This is a genomic window from Brevibacillus sp. FW306-2-1A-C05A, assembly GCF_058781555.1.
The window spans coordinates 1-937 of sequence record NZ_JBYSWV010000113.1 but is presented as its reverse complement, the minus strand read 5'-3'; the positions used below and the strand labels follow the sequence as shown (position 1 = coordinate 937).

The 937-nt window shown below is 49.0% G+C and carries 1 pseudogene; it reads right to left on the bottom strand.

What is annotated here, in order from left to right:
* A pseudogene (locus AC3WJN_RS25550) lies at positions 1-937 on the bottom strand (IS3 family transposase); the annotation flags it as partial.

The following is a 937-nucleotide window of genomic DNA, read 5'->3' as shown; positions in this document are numbered from 1 at the left end:
CATCGGTACATATGTTCGTATTGATTGGGCGTGAAGTACCCAATGGATGAATGGATGCGTTTTCCATTATAAAAGCAAGTGATATACTCAAATATCGCTCTTTTCGCTTGTTCTCTCGTTTTGAATTTTTCCAGATAAACGAGTTCTTTCTTCAGTACGCTGTGGAAAGACTCGATGCAGGCGTTATCGTAACAGTTTCCTTTGCGGCTCATGCTTCCGATCATCTGGTATTTCTCCAGACGCTTCTGGTACTCAGTCGAGGCATACTGGCTGCCGCGATCAGAGTGGTGTAAAAGCCCCGGAGCTGGTCGCTGACGGTTGTAGGCTTGATCTAGCGCGGCGATCACGAGTTCTTTTGTCATCCGCTCCCCCATGTGAAAGCCTACGATCTTACGCGTATACAAGTCCATCACACTGGCTAAATACAACCAGCCTTCGTCTGTCGGGATATAAGTGATATCCGTCATCCAGACCTTCCCCGGCGCGTTTGCGGTAAACGTTTGGTTTAGCACGTTTTCGGCCACAGGCAAATGGTGCTTCGAATTCGTTGTCGCCTTGTATTTCTTCACCGTACGGGATTTCAGCCCGAGCCTTTTCATCGTACGAGCGACGGTTTTCTCGGAAACCTGAACCCCTTCCTTTTTCAGTGCTTCCAAGACCTTCTTACTGCCGTACAAACGTCTCGAATCCAGAAAGACCCGCCGGATTTGTTGCTCCAGCTTTTCTCGACGCTTCGCCCGATCGTTCTTCTTACGCCGGGTCCAATCGTAATAACCGCTTCGAGAAACTTGAAACACCTCGCACATCTTCGCGACTCGGAGCTTGGAGCGGTGATCGTGGATGAAAGGGTAGATCAGCGCCGGTCTTTTGCGAAGTAGTGCATCGCCTTTTTTAAGATTTCGTTCTCCTCTTCCAGATCACGAATTCGCTTTTGAAG